The following is a 14,068-nucleotide window of genomic DNA, read 5'->3' as shown; positions in this document are numbered from 1 at the left end:
CGTGACGGGCGCCGAGGGAGGCCGGCCGGCGCGGACGGCGCTGCGGACCGGCGCCGATCGGAATTCCGGCCGCCCCGGTCAGAATTCCGGCCGCCGCCCCGGTGACTCGGGGCCGCGGCCCGAGAGCACTTCCCCGTACGCCTGCATCAGGTCGGGCAGCCGCAGGGTGGCGAGGTCGTCGCGGCTCGGGGTGCCGCGCCACTGGGACAGCCGTAGATCGCGGTAGGCGCAGCTCTTCTCGTACAGAGTGCGCAGAAAGCGGCCGTTGCCCAGCTCGTCGATCCAGCCCTGGTCGACGACGTGGCCGCTGATGCTGCACAGCTCGTCGCGGGCCTCCTCGTCCCAGCGGTCGCCGTTCTCCGCGGCCAGCACCTCGCCGATGGCGGTCAGCTCCAGCGGCCGGTAGCTGGGGAAGTCGACCCGGCTGGTGAAGCGGGAGGACAGCCCCGGGTTGGCGGCCAGCAGCCGGTCCATGCCCTCGGGATAGCCCGCCAGGATGACGACGAGCCGGTCGCGGTTGTCCTCGGCGCGCTTGAGCAGCACCTGAAGTGCCTCGTCGCCGTAGGCGTCGCCCTTGCTGTAGCCGGAGTTGGACAGGCTGTACGCCTCGTCGACGAACAGCACCCCGCCCAGCGCCGAGTCGATCAGCTCATTCGCCTTCACCGCGGTCTGGCCCAGGAACTCGCCGACCAGATCGGACCGTTGGGCCTCCACGAGATGATCGCCGCCGAGCAGCCCCAGCGCGTAGAAGACCCGCCCGAGTATCCGGGCCACGGTCGTCTTGCCGGTGCCGGACGGTCCGGAGAAGACGAAGTGCCGTTTCGGCGGCTGCACCGGCAGCCCCTGGCTCGCCCGCAGCCGCGCCATCCGCAGCTGCGCCGACAGCGCCCGCACCTGCCGTTTGACCGGCTCCATGCCGACCATCCGCTCCAGCTCCGCCAGCGCCTTCTCCAGCAGCACCGGGTCGGCGGGCCCGGCCGGCAGCCGTTCGGCGCCGCGCGGCACCGGCGCCGTCGTCTTGGCCCGGGCCGCGGCCCCGCCCCCGGCCGGCGCGCCGCCCACCTCGCCCTCCGGTACGTCCGCCTCACCGGTCACCAGCAGTTCACGGCCGTCGACGGGGTCGAGCGGCGCCATCGGATCCGGATCGCCGCCCGCCTCTTGGCCGAGGCCGGACGCGGGGACCGTCGCGAGATCCGAGCCCTCGTCCAGCCCGTCCCCCTCGGCGATGGCGGCGAGCCGCGCCGCGGTGTCCATGAACGCCGGGTCGACGCGGTGCACCGCACGGTAGAGGGGGAGTGCCGCGGCGCTGCGGCCGGTGCCCTCATGGGCGCGGGCGAGCCAGTACCGCAGCTCCTTGCGCTGCGGCTGCTCGCTGCGGCAGCGCATCAGCGCGGCGGACAGCAACGGCTCGGCCTGCCCGTACATCTCCAGCCGCACCCGCGCCATCCCGCCGAACAGCCCCGCCTCGATGCCCAGCACCGGGTCGCCGAGCAGCGGCTCGGTGTGGCGTACGAGCTGGTCCCAGTCCTTGACGAGGTAGGCGCGGCAGGCGTGCAGAAAGCGCACCTGGGGGTCGGTGTCGACGGGCGGGCAGCCGGCCAGGGCCTGGTCGAGCTCCGCGACATGGCGGCCGTCGAGCCAGTGGGAGGCGTGTGCGAGCAGCAGATCACGGCCGGTCTCCAGCACTGGCTGCACCCACCAGCCCAGCCAGTACCAGGAGTTGAGGGTGCGTCGGTGCCGGGCGCGCATCTCGCCGAAGCGGTCGCGGTGCCGGTGCATCCGCAGCAGGGCGATGGAGGTGTCGGCGCGCAGCGCGTGCAGCCCGAGCCAGGCGTCGGCCATCGAGGGATCGAGCCGTACCGCGGCCCGGAACTCCTCCTCCGCCTGCGGATACGCGCCCACGGTGTAGGCGTCGACCGCCCGCAACCATGCGAGCTCGGCCGGGGCGGGCGAACCCTGAGTGCCGACATCCATCCCGTCCCCCCACAAAACGTTCCCCCGTGCCGCCGGGCGAGTGCGGGCCGCGGTGTCGAACCGGAGTACCGGGAACGGGAGTTGACCGTCACCGCGCACACCTCGGTCCCTGGCCTGCGGCGGCCCGGACTCGCATGGTACCTGCGGGATCGGTGCAGGCCGTAGAGGGCGGCCGGGGCGAAAACTGACCGTTGGGTACGCCACGACGGCGCGAAGAATGCGGTGACCCAGGGTGAGGGCGGAACGGCGCCCAGCGGGCGGCAAGAGGGGGTTTGGGCAGAACGAAGCCCCCGATCACGGGGGAACAACCGGGGGCTTCGCATCTGCGGGCGGTCCGTAGAACCGCACATTGAGAACGTAAGTCCTGTACGCCCCCCAGGTCAAGCCGAGTTGAGGCACTCGGCGGGACCCTGTCGGCATCGCCGGGCGCGTCGGCCGCCGTCCGTCACGGAGTGTTAAATGCGGGGGCGGTCATGGCGCCGCGGATGGTCCCACGAGTACCTCGTACCCCATCTCCCCCTGATGCACCAGGAAATCCGCATACGGACGGGAGGGATCCGCTGCGAAGTGCGCGCGCTCCGCCGAAATCCAGCCACTCCAGAACGTGGAGAGCCCCGGCCCGTCCCGGAGTTGACCCCTTTCCCAGGAGTGTTCGCTCGCCAGTTCCATCCACAGCAGACACGCCAGATGCGGCCGCAGCGCCCGCCGGCCCGCGCCCACGCCTTCGACCAGCACCAGCGGCGCGGGTGCCAGCTCCCGCTGCCCGGTGAACTCCCCGCGCACCCAGTCGTAGACGCCGTAACGCGCCGTCTCCCCCCGGGAGAGCGGGGCCAGGACCTGCGCGCGGAAGCGGTCGCTCCACCCGAACAGCTCCTCATGGGTGGCGAGGTCGTCGGTGTGCACCACCGGCGCCCCGCCCAGCGCCTCGGCCAGGTCCGCGGCGAAGGTGCTCTTGCCCGACCCCGCGTGCCCGTCCACCGCGATCAGCCGCACCGGCCCGCAAGAGGGCGGCAGGGCGTGCAGCCGGGCGGCGAGCGAAGCCAGATCATGATCCATCGCGCCAGCGTACGCGTCGGGCCCGCGCCGCCTTGCGTCAGTGGTCCACACCAATATTCCTGCCGCGACGCGCCCCGCACCGCCTTCCGAAGCAGGCTCGCAACGGCAATAGTTGAGCCACTGCCGCTCCGCCCGGGCCCGACCCGACCCTCCGTACCCACTCGTCTGCATCCGACTGGGGGACCTCCACCATGACCAGCTCCGCGCCCCGGCGCACCGTCCTGGCCGCCGCGCTCGCCGCCGCGGCGGGCGCCGCCACCCCCTCGGCGCAAGCCGAAGACGCGTCCCGCACGTCCGCCGCCGGAACGACGGCCCCGGTCGCCGCGCCCACCGCCCCGGACGCCGTCGCGCCCCGATCGAAGAGCCTCGTGGACTATCACGCCTGGACCACCGCAGCCGACTGGGCCAGGGGCCACGCCCGGGGCACCGGCCTCGCGCACGGCGCCCGCCCCGGCATCCGCCTCGTGCACCCGGCCGGCACCGTCGACTACAAGGATCCGCACACCGGAAAGACCGCCGCCTGGGAGTACGCCACCTGGACCTCCCCGGTGCACACCCTCACGGTCCCGGCCACCGAGGCAGTCGCCTCCTGGAACGCACACACCCCACCCGGCACATGGATCGCCGTCGAGCTGCGCGGCGGCTACACCGACGGCGGCCGCACCCCCTGGTACGTCATGGGCCGCTGGACATCCGGCGACAGCGACGCCGACATCCGGCGCACCTCCGTCGACGGCCAGAAGGACGGCAGGAGCAGCATCTCCACCGACACCTTCGCCATCGACACCCCCGCGAGCGGCCTCCGGCTGGCCTCGTACGAACTCCGCGTCACCCTCTACCGCAAGCCCGGCGCCCGGCTCACCCCCACGGTCTGGCGGCTGGGCGCGATGGGTTCGGACCTCCCCGACCGCTTCGAGGTGCCGGCGTCCGCGCCCGGCCGGGTCGGCCGCGAGCTGGTGGTCCCGCGCTATTCGCAGGAGATCCACAAGGGCCAGTACCCGGAGTACGACAACGGGGGCGAGGCCTGGTGCAGCCCCACCTCGTCCCAGATGATCATCGAATACTGGGGCCGCCGCCCGAGCCAGCAACAGCTGTCCTGGGTCAACCCCGACTACGCCGACCCCCAGGTCTGCCACGCCGCCCGCTACACCTTCGACTACCAGTACGACGGCTGCGGCAACTGGCCCTTCAACGCGGCCTACGCCGCCACCTACCGAAACCTCCAGAGCGTGGTCACCCGCCTCACCTCCCTCACGGACGCCGAACGCCTCATCCACGCCGGCATCCCCGTCATCACCTCCCAGTCCTTCTTGAAAACCGAACTCGACGGCGCGGGCTACGGCACCGCCGGCCATCTGATGACCGTCATCGGCTTCACCAAGGACGGCGACATCATCGCCAACGACCCGGCCTCGCCCGACAACGCGGCGGTTCGGCATGTGTACAAGCGCCGGCAGTTCGAGAACATCTGGCTGCGGACGAAGCGCCACGATGCAAAGGGCCAGGTCAAGAGCGGGTCGGGAGGCGTCTGTTACCTCTACTTCCCGGCTGAGCCGGCACCAACTCAGCACCGGGTACTCGCCGAGCTGGGAATCCGCTGAGCAGGTGCACCCCGAAGGTGGCCTCGATGACCTGACGGCAGCGGTCGCTGCCGTCGAGGGTGAGGTGGCCGTACGGCAGCAACTCGTGAGGGAACAAGCGCCGGCCCCGGAAGGCTGGGCAGGACCTCACCTGCTCACCACCGGGCGATCATCTCGGCGGGAATGTCCTGCTCCGTCCAGATGATCTTGCCGGTCGTCGTGTACCGGGTGCCCCATCTCCGGGCGAGTTGTGCCACGATCAGCAGGCCCCGCCCTCCCTCGTCGGTGGTCCGGGCATGGCGCAGGCGCGGCGAAGTGCTGCTGGCGTCGGAGACCTCGCAGATCAGCCCGCGGTCCCGGATCAGGCGCAGGCTTACCGGTCCGGTCGCATGGCGGATGGCGTTGGTGACCAGCTCGCTGACGATGAGTTCCGTGGTGAACGTCAGGTCGTCCATGCCCCACTCCGCCAACTGCCGGCCGGTGAGGGTGCGGGCGTTCGCCACGGCGGCCGGGTCGCTGGGCAGGTTCCATGACACGACCCGGTCCGGAGCCAGGACGCGGGTCCGGGCGAGAAGCAGGGCCACGTCGTCGGACGGCGGACCCGTCAGCAGGGCGTCGACCACACCCAGGCCGATCTCCTCCAGCGTCGGCCCGGGCGCCACGAGGGCGTCGCCCAGCCGGGAGAGCCCGACGTCGAGATCCCGGTCGAAGGTCTCGATGAGGCCGTCGGTGTAGAGGGCGATGAGGCTGCCTTCGGCCAGCTCCAGTTCGACGGACTCGAAGGGGAGATACCCGAGGCCGAGTGGTGGTCCGGCGGGCAGGTCGAGGACGTCGGCAGTGCCGTCGGCGCCGACGATCACGGGTGGGAGGTGACCGGCCCGGGCCAGCGTGAACCGTCTGCTGACCGGGTCGTACACCGCGTACAGACAGGTGGCACCCATGAACGCGGCACCCGCGGTCTCGTCCTCGGCCTCCGCCGGCCCCATGAGGCCGATGACCAAGTCGTCCAGATGAGCCAGCAGTTCGTCCGGGGGAAGGTCCAGATTGGCGAGCGTGCGTACCGCGGTGCGCAGACGCCCCATGGTCGCCGCTGCGTTGATGCCGTGTCCGACGACGTCCCCGACGACCAGTGCAACCCGGGCTCCGGACAGCGGAATCACGTCGAACCAGTCGCCGCCCACACCGCTGGGGGCATCCGCCGGGAGATACCACGACGCCACCTCCAGAGCGGACCCTCCCGTGAGCTCCTGCGGCAGCAGGTAACGCTGCATGGAGCGGGCCGCTGTGCGCTCGCGGGTGAAGCGGCGCGCGTTGTCGACGCACACCGCCGCGCGGGAGACGAGTTCCTCGGCGAGACGCACGTCGTCGTCCTCGAAGGGGCCCAGACGCCGGGAGCGGGCGAACGTCGCCACGCCAAGGGTGACGCCGCGCGCCCGCACCGGAATCACCATCAGCGAGCGGAAGTCGAACTCGCGGATGGAGGCGCCCAGTGACGGGTCTTCGGTCACCCAGGCGCTGGTGGAGCGGTCCAGGGTCCGTTCCACGAGGGTCCTGCTTTCCCGCAGGCAGCGGGTCACGGGTGACGAGGGAGCCCGCCGGACCGTCTCGCCCACGGCCAGAGTCGCCTCCGGACAGCCCTCGCGCACCGACTGCTGCCCCGCCCGGCGGATGACGGGCGTCATGCCGACCGGTCCGGGAGCCGGCTCCTCGCCCCTCATGACCGAGTCCAGCAGGTCGACGGCGACGAACTCGGCGACGGACGGTACGGCTTCGTCGGCCAGTTCCTGCGCGGTCCGCGTCACTTCCAGTGTGCTGCCGATACGGGCTCCGGCGTCGTTCAGCAGAGCCAGGCGTTCCTGGGCCCGCCAGCGTTCGGTGACGTTGATGACCATGTACCAGATGCCCACGTACCGGCCTTGGCGGTCCTTCATGGCGAAGAAGGAGGCGGAGAACGCGCGCGTGCGGTGGGGATCGGTATAGCTGGGGCCGCGGAACTCGTAGTCCAGCACCGGGTTCCCGGTCTCAAGAACCCTGCGCAGCCGCTCCTCGAAGGCTTCCGCCTCGGGCCTCGGCAGCACCTCCCCCACCTGCCGCCCCAGTCGTTGTTCGAGGGGGATCAGGCGGCCCAGGGGCTCGTTCACCCAGACGTAGCGCAGATCCGTGTCCATGACGGCCATGCCGACCGGTGCGTGGGTGAGGAACGGCGTGAGCATCAGCTGGCTCACCCCGCCTCCCGGCATCCGCCAGAAGGCCCGTTTCGGCGGCCGGCCGACGAACCTGCCGAAGACCAGGGCGGCCACCGTGGCGACCAGTACACCCGGGACCATTTCGTAGATGCCCGACTCGAGTGGCCCGAGCAGTGGATTGATCTTCTTCCAGAGAAGCACCGTGGTCGCGCCCGACACGATCCCGGCCATGGCTCCCGCCCAGGTCATACGCGGCCAGTACAGCGAGAGGAGGATGACCGGCCCGAAGGCGGCCCCGAAGCCCGCCCAGGCGTAGGCGACGATGCCCAGCAGCCCGTCGCCGTGGAGCGCGATCACGAAGGCCGCAATGATCACCGCGACGATGGCGCCGCGGCCGACCAGCACCAGCGCCCTGTCCGAGGCACGCCGGTTGAGGAACGCGCGGTAGAAGTCCTCCGTGAGCGCGACGGATGACACCAGAAGCTGGCTGTCCGCGGTCGAGATGATCGCGGCCAGTACGGCGATCAGCATCACCCCGGCGAGCCAGGGATTGAGCAGGATGCGGCTCAGGGCGATGTACACCGTCTCGGGGTCGTGGAGCGGTGTGCCGAGCTGCCCGATTCCCGCGAGGCCGACGAGTGTGGCGCCGGCGAGTACGACGATGACCCACCCCGTTCCGATACGGCGGGCCGCGGGGATGGCACGGGTGCTGCGGATGCCCATGAAGCGGGCCAGGATGTGCGGCTGACCGAAGTAGCCCAGGCCCCAGGCGAGCAGCGAAATGATCGCGACGGCGCCGAGCGACCCGCCGGCCGACCACTTTCCGTCGGCGTAGCTGACCTCTGCCCCCATGTCCAGCAGGCCCGGTGCCTTCTTGTCGACGGCATCCCCCAGTTCCCGGAAGCCTCCGAGGGCCCCGATGCCGGCCAGGGGGACCACGAGCAGGGCGAGGAACATCAGCGTCGCCTGCATCACGTGCGTCAGGCTCACGGCGAGGAAGCCGCCCAGGCCCGAGTAGATGACCATCACCAGGGCCATCAGGGTCACTCCGAGCCCGAAGCGGATGTCGAAGACATGCTCGAACAGCAACCCGCCGGCCACCAGGCCACTGGCAACGTAGACGGTGAAGAACACGAGGGTGACCACCGCCGAGACCATCCTGAGCATCCGGGTGCGGTCCTCGAACCGCTCCTCCAGGTAGGCCGACAGGCTCACGGCGTTCTCGGCACGCTCGGTGTAGGTCCGCAGCCTCGGCGCGACGAACCGCCAGTTGAGGTAGGTGCCGACCGCCAGGCCGACTGCGATCCAGCTGGCGCCGATGCCTGCCGCGTACACCGCTCCGGGAAACGCGAGAAACAGCCAGCCGGACATGTCGCTGGCCCCTGCGGACAGGGCGGCGACCAACGCGCTGAGCCTGCGGCCCCCCAGCGCGAAGTCGGCGAAGGTGTGAGTGCGGGTGTACGCCCAGACGCCTACTCCGATCATGGCGACCGCATACACCAGGAACGTGATCACGATCGGCGCACTCAAATCGGACATATTCTCCTCGCCTGCGAGGTTCACGAGCACCGGGCGCAACCATAGGCGCGAAAGGGGGCCCGGCCTGCCCTGGCGGGTAAATGTACCGATATGGGGCGCCGGGCAGCGGCCGCCACCTCCGCGCAGGTGCCGAACGGCCTATCCATCCGCTGATCAGAGACATGGGCCACGACGCGTCCGCTGCCAGCCGTTCGGCCAGGCGCGTCGAGTCGTGGGACCGCTCGAGTGCCCGCCGCGGCGTTTGAGCATGTGTATGAACGCACGGCGGAGCGAGCCTGGCATCTGTCCATGGTGCGGGGGAGGAGCCGCTTCTACAGTGCTTCTACTGTCGATGTACGCGAGGGAGTTTCCGCCGGGCGACCCCCGGCCCTCCTCGTCGGGCAGGGCGGCCTTCGTCGAAGGACCGACAAGTCGTGGCTCTCGTATTGATCGTGGCGTCATGCGTCACCGAGTCCGGTGGTCGGGGAGTCACCGAGTCCGGTGGTCCGGGCCACCGTCGTGGCGACGGAGCGGACGGCTGTGTCCCTCGGTGTCAGGTGGATCGTGCCGCCGAAAGCGGTGCATACGGCGCTTCACGCTGGTCCGAGACGTCGCGCTGCTGCCCTCTGAGAGCTGCTCGTGCAGGTGTCATCCCGGTCGTACGGCCCGGAAATCCCGTGGACCGGTGTACCAGCGCAGTCGGCCCGACCTGCTCCGCCGGGTGGCGTACATGCTGCCCATTGTTCCCACGGCGCCTCCACGCCTGTGACAGCCAGGCCCGGGGCGCCGGCAGGCGGGGCCGTCCCGTTCATGGCCCGGAGTACTGCACCAGATCCGATGGGAGTAAGCCAGTGAGTGCTGAGGCCAAGCAGCCTGTTCCGTCTACCGGCATCATCCACCGCCCACCGACCAAGGTCGGTCGGTCCGCCGCCGATCCAAGCGTCTCCAGGTGCCACTGCGGGCGGTTGCTCATCCGATGCAGCGGCTGCCGGAGCCTCCGTTGCCTTGACTGCGACCCCTACTCTTCCGATGACTGCATCTTCGACCTCTGAGCACTCCCACAACGGAGCCTCCGGTGGTGACCTGGTGTTCCGTGCGGGCGGGGTAGTGCTGGAACGGTTCGTGACCGACGATGGTCCGGAAGGGAGGCGGTCAGGATGTCCCGTCCCCGCCGCGAACCGGGGCCCGAGGATCTGGTCCGGGCCGCCCGCGCCTCCGGCGTGACGGACGAGCGCCTCCTGCGTGCCCTCCAGGCGACCCCGCGTTCGGCCTTCGTCCCGGCGTCGCACCGCGCGTCGGCGTACGCGGACACGCCGGTTCCGATCGGTCATGGCCAGGTGACGACGCAGCCCTCCCTCGTGGCGATGATGGTTGCCGCGCTCGGCCTCACGGGGGACGAGCGGGTCCTGGAGATCGGCAGCGGCCACGGCTTCCAGACGGCGCTGCTGGCGCGCCTCGCGGCGTACGTCGTCGGCGTCGAGCGGTGGGCGGACATGGTCGAGCAGGCCCGGGCCAACCTCGCCGGCCAGGGGGTCGAGAACGCCGAGGTCGTCGTCGGCGACGGCACCCTGGGCATGGCCGACCGGGCTCCGTTCGACGCGATCGTGATCTCCGCCGCCTTCCCGGAGGTGCCGCCGCCGCCGGCCGCACAACTGCGGCCGGGCGGCCGTCTGGTGCAGCCCATCGGGCCGGGCGGCCGGGAGCGGGTCGAGCTGTACGAGAAATCGGAGCGGGGCCTCGTGCGCCGCCGGACCGTCGCACACGCTTGTTTCGTCCGCCTTCACGGTGCGTACGGATACCCTCCGACGGCTCCGTTCGAGGACGCCGACTGACATGGTGACCGTCCTCGGCGTCGATGCGTGTCCGGCCGGATGGCTGGCGGTCGGGCTCCATGACGGACGCTTCGCCGACGCTCGGGTCGTCAGCACCCTGGGCTGCCTCCTCGCCGGGGCCGCGGTCGACGGCGTCGCGGTCGTGGCCGTGGACATGCCGCTGGGGCTCCTCGACGCCGGGTGGCGGCGGGCAGACACGGAGGCGGCGGCCCTGCTGGGCCCGCGGAGGGGCAGTGTTTTCCGGGTGCCACCGCGCGCGGTGTGGCAGGAGGAGGAGTACGACGACGCGCGGCGCCGGTGCCGCGAACTCACCGGGGCCGGGCTGAGCCGCCAGACCTGGGGGCTGGCACGCAAACTCCGTGAGGCGAACGCCTGCTTGGCGGAGCCTGGGGGTGGCCGGCTCTTCGAAGTGCACCCCGAGGTCTCGTTCCGGGCCCTGGCGGGCGGGACGGTGCTGCTGCCCCGAAAGAAGAGCTGGGCGGGGCAGATGGCACGGCGTTCGCTCCTCGCCGCGGCCGGCATCGTTCTCCCGGACGACCTGGGGGACGCGGGCCGTACCCCGCCGGACGACGTGCTGGACGCGGCCGCTGCCGCGTGGACGGCCGACCGGATCGCCCGCGGCCGTGCCCGCCCTCTCCCGAATCCGCCCGAGCGCACCGCGGGCGGCTGCCCGGTGGCCATCTGGTACTGATCTGCGCTCGCTGGTGTGACGCCGGCATTGCGGGCGACGACCTCGAAGGCGACGTGCTGTCCGGCACCGTCCGTGCGCCCACGCTGGCAGCAGATAGGGGCACTTGCGCCGGTCCGTAGCGACCGGCACGTCGTTCGCCGTCGAACAGTGCTCGACGTCCCCCGGGGGGACGGAGCCCGGGGCACCTCCGGAGTCGGCGCCGGGGTCAGGAGTGCTGCGCCCCGCGGGCCAGCAGCATCAGGGCGTCTACGAGTTCCTCGGCGGGCCGGCCGGTGGCCAGGCTGCGCAGTTGCAGTCCGAAGACCAGCGCGATGGCGCTGCTCGCCAGCCGCTCGGCGCCGGGTACGCCGAGGCCGGTGAGGATCCGGGTGGCCAACTGGTCGTACGCGGCGAAGCTCTGCGCGGCCGCGCTGCGCAGCCGTTCGTCGCGGCCGGCCTGGATGTAGAGCTCGAAGGGCGCGATGTGCCTGGTGTCGAACGGCGTCCCCCCGGCGACCTGGCCGACCGTGGCGGCGGCCCGATCGGCGTCCATTCCGTCGGTCTGGCACTGGGCGGCGAGCTCGGTGAGGCGCCGGGTCTCCTCTGCGACGAAGTGCAGCAGACTCTCGCGCAGCATCTCGTGCTGGGTCGCGAAGTGGTAGGTGACCGACCCGAGGGAGACCTCGGCCTCCTTGGCGATCCGCCGGTTGGTGACCGCGGCGACGCCGTCCTCACCGATGATGCGCAGGACGGCGTCGATGATCCTCTGCCGGGTTCCGGGGGGCTTGGGCATGCAGTCATTGTGCCAGCGGCGCCCGCCTGGCAAGGGGGAAGGGCCGGGGCCACACCGGCCGGCGGAGATCGTCCTGGAGCCGGGAAGCAGGCCTGGCAGCAGGCCGGGCACCACGGGGATCCGCGCCTCCCCGTGGATCAGCATCTCCCAGTGGATCAGTGTTGTCGTGGATGGGTGCCTTCTCGTCGCGGGTGGTCCGAGCAGTGGGGCGCCGACCGGCAGCCGGCCCCGGCGAGGTCCGGTGTTGACACGGTCGCCCTCCCTCCATACTGTTCGTTCGAACGAACAGTTTCCAGAGGGCAGGTCTCATGCGCATCGAAGGATCAACCGTTCTCCTCACCGGGGCCGTGGGCGGCATCGGTCAGGCCATGGCCCGCGAATTGGCCGCCAAGGGGGCCAAGCTGGTTCTCTCCGGCCGCCGTGCCGATGCCCTGGAGGCGCTCGCCGCCGAGCTCGGGGCCCGAGCGGTCACCGCCGATCTCGCCGACCCTGACCAGGTCGACCGCCTCGCCGAGGCCGCTCCCGACACGGACATCCTGATCGCCAACGCGGCCATGCCCGCCACCGGCGATCTCCTCGACTACACGCCCGAGCAGATCGACCGCTCGCTCACCGTGAACCTGCGCGCCCCCATCATGCTGGCCCGCGCGCTCGCGCCCCGGATGGTGGCGGCGGGGCGGGGCCATATCGTCCTCGTCGGCTCGATCTCCGGGAAGACGGCCACCAAGTACTCCTCGCTGTACAGCGCGGCCAAGTTCGGTCTGCGCGGCTTCGCCCTCTCCTTCCGCCAGGACCTGCACGGTACGGGGGTGGGCGTCTCGCTGGTCCAGCCTGGCGCCGTACGCGACGTGGGCATGTTCGCCGCCACGGGCGCCACCCCGCCGACCGGTGTGCGCATGGTCTCCCCGGAGCAGGTGGTCGCGGGGGTGGTGCGGTCCGTCGAGCGCGATCTGTGCGAAGTCAACGTCGCACCCCTGGAGTTGAGGGTGCTCAGTGCCCTCGCCGGACAGTTCCCCGGCTTCGCGGAGAAGGCGCAGCGCGGCTCCAGCGCCGAGCGCACCATCAACGAGGTCGCGGCGGCCCAGCGGAACAGGCGGTAGCCGCCTGCTTCGGCGCCGCCGGAGGCCCGGGGATATGGTGCATCTGAGGTCGATGTCCCTCCACAGCGGGAGTCGCAGTGGCCCTGCCCTACACCGACGCGCTCCAGCGGCTGGTCGACTCGCTCGCCGCCCGCATCCGGCATTCGGTCGCCGTGGACGACGAGCGCGGCAGCCTCGTCGTGTGCAGCCGTCACTACGGGGACGAGGACCAGCTCCGTATCGACGTGGTGCTGTCCCGGCGGCTGCCGGCCCCCGTCGCCGAGTACCTCAACGGCTTCGGCATCGCCACCTCTGCCGCGCCCCGGTCGATTCCCGGCAATCCGTCTCTCGGGCTCAAGGACCGGCGGTGCTATCCGATTCGTGATCATGGGCGGCTGCTCGGTTACCTGTGGCTGATCGACGCGCACGCAGAGCGCTTCGACGAGGTGGCGGCCGACTGCGTGGTCCAGTTGTCGGCGCGGCTTCGGGAGTGGTCGCTCCGGGTGACCGAGGAGGAGAAGCGGCGCCGGGCCCTGGTGGCCGACCTCCTGCACGGGGGAGAGGGCTCCGCCCGTGCCGCCCGGGACCTGGTCGACCAGGGGCTCGTGGGTGCGGAGGACGAGGCCGTGGTCATCGTGGCCGGGCCGACCACGGGCCCCGAGGCGGTCGCCGCCGCGATCGAGGCCGCCACCGGTCGGGGCGGCCACGACGCGCCGTCGGCCCGGGCGCTCACGGCCGCGGTGGGGGATCGCGGTGTGGTCCTCGTCACCGGCAGCCGGCAGGGGGTGGCGCGGGCAGCGGAGTGGTGGGCCGATGAGGTGCGGCGGGGGGTGCGGCACCGGGAGGGGGAAGGCGGCGGCGTCTTCGTCGGTCTGAGCAACGCCGGCCGCCTCGACGAGGGTCCTGATCTGTTGCGTCAGGCGGTGCTGGCGGCGTTCGCCGCTGCCGAGCTGCCGGAGCTGGCACCGGTCGTCTCCTGGCGGGACACCGGCGTCTACGGCCCGCTCCTGCTCGCCGCGACGACCTCTCCGGAGCTGGTGGTACTGCCGCAGATCGCCGGCCTCAGCACCGGTACACGCACCGACTCCCTGGCCCACACCGCGGAGGTGTACCTGGACGCCGCCGGGGACTCCGCGGCCGCGGCCGAGCAACTGATGATTCACCGGACGACGCTCTACTACCGGCTGGCCCAGGTCGAGAACCGGACCGGGTGGGACCTGAAGAACGGCCGTGATCGGTTGACCCTGCACCTCGGTCTGAAGATGCAGCGCTTCCTCAACAGCGGCATCCCGGCTTTGCTACGGGGAGAGGACGCTCAGCGGGAAAGTTCCTGACCCACGACGATGCCGCCGGAGGCCGGGCGGCCGGAGACTTCGCGGA

9 protein-coding genes are annotated in these 14,068 nt (G+C 71.4%); 5 read left to right on the top strand and 4 right to left on the bottom strand.

Annotated features, from left to right (window positions below):
• Positions 1 to 78 precede the first annotated feature (78 nt).
• Complete coding sequence (locus BKA18_RS05735; protein WP_211823382.1) at positions 79 to 1,974, bottom strand: AAA family ATPase; 1,896 nt, start codon at positions 1,972 to 1,974, stop codon at positions 79 to 81.
• Positions 1,975 to 2,445: 471 nt separating this feature from the next.
• Entirely contained in the window at positions 2,446 to 3,030 is a 585-nt protein-coding gene (locus tag BKA18_RS05730; protein WP_366045226.1) for a uridine kinase family protein, read from the bottom strand.
• Positions 3,031 to 3,221: 191 nt separating this feature from the next.
• On the opposite strand from BKA18_RS05730, the gene BKA18_RS05725 reads away from it, so the two are divergent.
• The gene (locus BKA18_RS05725) at positions 3,222 to 4,631 is read left to right on the top strand and encodes a C39 family peptidase (RefSeq protein WP_366045225.1); all 1,410 of its coding nucleotides are present in this window, start codon (positions 3,222 to 3,224) and stop codon (positions 4,629 to 4,631) included.
• A gap of 134 nt (positions 4,632 to 4,765) precedes the next feature.
• On the opposite strand, the gene putP is transcribed toward BKA18_RS05725, so the two are convergent.
• The gene (gene putP / locus BKA18_RS05720; protein WP_366045224.1) at positions 4,766 to 8,335 is read right to left on the bottom strand and encodes a sodium/proline symporter PutP; all 3,570 of its coding nucleotides are present in this window, start codon (positions 8,333 to 8,335) and stop codon (positions 4,766 to 4,768) included.
• A gap of 1,136 nt (positions 8,336 to 9,471) precedes the next feature.
• On the opposite strand from putP, the gene BKA18_RS05715 reads away from it, so the two are divergent.
• The gene (locus tag BKA18_RS05715) at positions 9,472 to 10,146 is read left to right on the top strand and encodes a protein-L-isoaspartate(D-aspartate) O-methyltransferase (RefSeq protein WP_366045223.1); all 675 of its coding nucleotides are present in this window, start codon (positions 9,472 to 9,474) and stop codon (positions 10,144 to 10,146) included.
• Position 10,147: 1 nt separating this feature from the next.
• The gene (locus BKA18_RS05710) at positions 10,148 to 10,837 is read left to right on the top strand and encodes a DUF429 domain-containing protein (RefSeq protein WP_366045222.1); all 690 of its coding nucleotides are present in this window, start codon (positions 10,148 to 10,150) and stop codon (positions 10,835 to 10,837) included.
• 205 nt (positions 10,838 to 11,042) lie between these two features.
• On the opposite strand, the gene BKA18_RS05705 is transcribed toward BKA18_RS05710, so the two are convergent.
• The gene (locus BKA18_RS05705; RefSeq protein ID WP_366045221.1) at positions 11,043 to 11,609 is read right to left on the bottom strand and encodes a TetR/AcrR family transcriptional regulator; all 567 of its coding nucleotides are present in this window, start codon (positions 11,607 to 11,609) and stop codon (positions 11,043 to 11,045) included.
• Positions 11,610 to 11,917: 308 nt separating this feature from the next.
• Between BKA18_RS05705 and BKA18_RS05700 the strand changes: the two genes are divergently transcribed.
• Both BKA18_RS05700 and BKA18_RS05695 read left to right on the top strand, forming a co-directional pair.
• Positions 11,918 to 12,709: an SDR family NAD(P)-dependent oxidoreductase gene (locus BKA18_RS05700; RefSeq protein WP_366045220.1), complete on the top strand. Its 792-nt coding sequence runs from the start codon at positions 11,918 to 11,920 to the stop codon at positions 12,707 to 12,709.
• Positions 12,710 to 12,786: 77 nt separating this feature from the next.
• Positions 12,787 to 14,022 (top strand): PucR family transcriptional regulator, encoded by a 1,236-nt coding sequence (locus tag BKA18_RS05695; protein WP_366045219.1) that lies wholly within the window; start codon positions 12,787 to 12,789, stop codon positions 14,020 to 14,022.
• Positions 14,023 to 14,068: the final 46 nt, after the last annotated feature.

Origin of the sequence: Streptomyces auratus (assembly GCF_050433025.1) — a bacterium.
Taxonomy (GTDB): Bacteria; Actinomycetota; Actinomycetes; order Streptomycetales; family Streptomycetaceae; genus Streptomyces; species Streptomyces sioyaensis.
This window is presented reverse-complemented; position numbering and strand designations above follow the sequence as displayed.